Origin of the sequence: Roseomonas sp. TAS13 (genome assembly GCF_001950415.1) — a bacterium.
In the GTDB taxonomy this organism is placed as follows: Bacteria; Pseudomonadota; Alphaproteobacteria; order Acetobacterales; family Acetobacteraceae; genus Roseomonas; species Roseomonas mucosa.
On the sequence record NZ_BDLP01000434.1, the window covers coordinates 1 to 3315 of the forward strand.

Annotated in this window: 4 protein-coding genes; 3 read left to right on the top strand and 1 reads right to left on the bottom strand. The window is 65.4% G+C overall.

The annotated features are described in order from the left end of the window. On the bottom strand, positions 1-384 hold a 384-nt coding region (locus ROTAS13_RS28660; protein WP_139323477.1), incomplete at its 3' end, for a DUF4236 domain-containing protein. 200 nt (positions 385-584) lie between these two features. Here ROTAS13_RS28660 and ROTAS13_RS21585 point away from each other — a divergent pair. From ROTAS13_RS21585 to ROTAS13_RS21595, 3 genes are all read left to right on the top strand, one after another. Next, positions 585-827 (top strand): hypothetical protein, encoded by a 243-nt coding sequence (locus ROTAS13_RS21585; protein WP_075823371.1) that lies wholly within the window; start codon positions 585-587, stop codon positions 825-827. A 580-nt stretch (positions 828-1407) separates the two neighbouring features. After that, complete coding sequence (locus tag ROTAS13_RS21590) at positions 1408-2934, top strand: serine protease (RefSeq protein WP_075823373.1); 1527 nt, start codon at positions 1408-1410, stop codon at positions 2932-2934. A gap of 114 nt (positions 2935-3048) precedes the next feature. Beyond that, positions 3049-3315 (top strand): transposase (locus tag ROTAS13_RS21595; protein WP_171979192.1); only part of this gene is annotated, 267 nt, incomplete at its 3' end.

The window sequence follows — 3315 nt, forward strand, 5'->3', positions numbered from 1 at the left end:
GGTCAGCTGGGCGGAGAGCTTCCGGCGCCTCGACGCCGCCTCGTTGAGGAGCCTCTTGAGCCCCTCCAGGTCCGGGCTGGTCAACTGGGCGACGTGGGCACTCCGGATCTCGCCAGGCAGCAACCCGGGACCGGAGCAGGGCAGTGGTTCGATCCTCGGCTCTACCTGCCCCTGCTTCCCACTGCCTAGCCCATGGGGCGGCGCCGAGAGGCGCTGCCGATAGGAAATGCCCGTCCCCGGGATGCCGAGATTCAGCGTCTGGCCTCCTGGGCCGAAGTTCACGCTCGCGCCGGGCACGCCGACCGTGACGCTTAGTCCCCGTCCACTGACGTGAAGCCGGACGCCTGGAAAGAGGCTAAACGACTGATGGAATCGTAAAGACATCCGCCATCGTTAGCATACCGCACAGTGTTCTGCGCCCTGGGTGCAGGCTCCGCGGCTCCGGGACTCGTTGGCCGCACTCCTCTGCCGTGCTGTGTCCGCCGCCCAGCCCTCGCGCATGTGGCCGGGCGCAATGCCGGCTCAGGCGGTGCCCGGCATCTTCTGTGTTCACGAATCGTTCTCGTTTGGTCTAGCCTGCCCCCATGAACGATACCCTGGCCCCGACCAAGCCCGACGACCTCGCCCGGTCGCTGCGCTACGCCCTGCAGCGCGACGAGCGCGGCCGCCCCCTGGCCCCCGAATGCCGTGACAATCCCGACTTCATGGCGGCCTGGCTGATGCGGCACCTGGAACGCAGCGGCTACCTGGTCCTGAAGCGGCCCGTCACCCTGCTGCCGGGTGAGGGACCGGACAGTGCAGGCTCGCAACGCCTGCTGACGGACTGACGCGCCCCCTCTCCACGCGGCGCCTTCCCCCACCGGGCGATGATGGGAGGTGTGGGCGTTGCGTTGCCCGTCCAGCCAGCCGGACGGCTGAGGCGCCGGACATCCGGATGCAGCGGCAACGGTGGCAGCGGCAACGGTGGCAGCCAGTAGCGCACCGGGGCGCAGGGAGAGCTTCAGGGCCTATGCAACTTGAGACCTTCGATTGCCCAACGGCGGTGCAGGGCTTGGAATTCTGGAACCGGGAGATTCGTGATGACTGACTGGCTCTGCATACGGAAAGCGAGCGCACAAGACCGCGGGATCGTCCAATCGGGTGAGGCTACTTGCCGGTTGGTATGTTAATCAAAGCGATATCATTCCCAGCGAAGAAGCATGGCAATGTGAGTCCTACTCGTGTTGTTCGGCATGGTGAGTAGAATGCCGCGAGGCGGCTTTGTTGCATCGGCCCACGGCTGGCTTTGCCATCTGGTCCGGACCACGCGGTTATTTGTGCCTCGCGCCCCTGCGTCATGACATGCGACACGCTCCCATCCGTGTTCGGCCCCCGGTTATCCCTGCTTTCCGCAGGCAAGGCTCCCTCATGCGCCCCACTCTCCTGACCTTCCTTGCCGCCTTGGCAATCGCCGCACCGCTGACTGTGAGAGCCCAGGCTGCCCCGGTTCCCACCGGCACCGACGATTTCGGATCGCGGGTCTACGACCCCAAGGATCTCACCAAAACAGAGCGACAGATCCTGCAGGACGGGCTGATCTGGTCCGGTCAGTACTATGGCCTGCTCGACGGCGGCTGGGGACCGATGACCCAGACAGCCCTGAACAACTGGCGCAGGGGGAAAGGCCTGCCGCTGGTCCCCCTGCTCACCGAGACGGATATTGCCGGCCTGTTCGTGGAAATGCTTCAGGGCCGCGATGCCGTGAACTGGACCTTCCACAACGATCCGGTGACCAACGCGCGTATCGGATACCCGGCCAAGCATGTCGTGGTGAGGGCAGACCCGAAGGAGGGTGTCACTCACTATGTTGGACAGGACGTCCAGATGACGGTGGCCAGAATCAGTGGCGACGTCGCGGATGTGCGGGGCATCCTTGATGTACTTCTTGCCGAGTGGCGCAAGGAGACAGCCGTCACGGTGAGCTACCGGCTCGATAAGCCACATCGCCAGGTCCTCTCCGTGGACCGGGGCGGTCGCTGGACGACCTACACACGCTTCGACAACATGGGCGATGGACGGTGGAGCGGTTTCTCCCTCTCGGTAGCCGCTAGCCGGAATGACCTTGGCCGCCTCATCGCCGAGACGAGCGCCACCTTCGACCCCACCGGACACGGCGTACTCGGGAATTCCGAGGATAGGCCGAATCTTCGCATCGTCCTCGCGCGTGCCGGCGCGGGTTCCAAACCACCCCCGCCTCCAGCCATGCCCCCCGCGGCATCGCCGCAGATCGCTCCGGTGACGTCAAGACCTCCAACCGATGACACCAACCCATCAGGCTCGGGAACCGGTTTCGTGGTTCGCCGTGACGGCATCTTGGTCACTAACGAGCATGTGGTGCATGCCTGCCGTCGCTTGGCGCTCCAGACTGGCGAGGCAGTCACGGTCATCGCCGCCGACAGCAGACGAGACATCGCCGTGCTGCGCGCGGCCAGGACGTTCGACAGTGAGTTGTCTTTCCGCAGCGACGGCAACATCGACCACGGCGAGAGCGTGCGCTCCTTCGGCTATCCCTATTACGGTATGTTCTCGACAAACCTGAACATCTCCGAGGGCATCGTCACCGCGTTGTCCGGTATCGGAGACGACCCGGCGAAATTTCAGGTCAGTGCCGCCATCCAGCCAGGCAATAGCGGTGGCCCCCTGCTCGACGAATCTGGGCTCGTGATCGGCATCGCCGTGTCCACTATGAGAACGGACAAGGTCACGGAGCTGACCGGCGTCGCACCGCAGAACATGAACTACGGCATCCGTGCGACGCTGGTGCAGTCGATGCTGCTGGAGAATGGCATCGTCAGCAGGAGCGCCAAGGCAGACGGCCGCAAGGACCTGCGGGAGATCGCCCGCTCTGTCACTCCCCTGGTCACCCCAATCCTGTGCTTCGGCAAACCCTCATGAGTTCCCGGGCACCGCATCATGTCGTTGCCCATCAGGGCGAGTGTGGTGCATGGATCGGCGGCGAGAAGGGACTGCGGTAGGATTGGCCGCCCCCAGCGCCAGGAGCGATTCCGCTTGCCCTTCAAGGCCAATGCTGACCGCCGGCACCGCATCCCGAGGCCGCGCTACCGGGCGACGAACTGGTCGACCTACGACGCGGCGCTGCGGGACCGGGGCAGCCTGACAGTGTGGTTCACCGAGGCGGCCATCACGGCGTGGCAGGCGGAGCCCCGGACCACGCGGGGTGGGCAGGCGCGGTACTCGGCACTGGCGATCACGACGGCGCTGACGCTGCGGGCGGTGTTCCGCCTGGCGCTGCGCCAGACCGAGGGGTTGATCGGC

Coding starts and splice junctions, on each gene's coding strand:
- ROTAS13_RS21590 (WP_075823373.1), top strand. CDS start 1,408: ATGCGCCCCACTCTCCTGACCTTCCTTGCCGCCTTGGCAATCGCCGCA.
- ROTAS13_RS21585 (WP_075823371.1), top strand. CDS start 585: ATGAACGATACCCTGGCCCCGACCAAGCCCGACGACCTCGCCCGGTCG.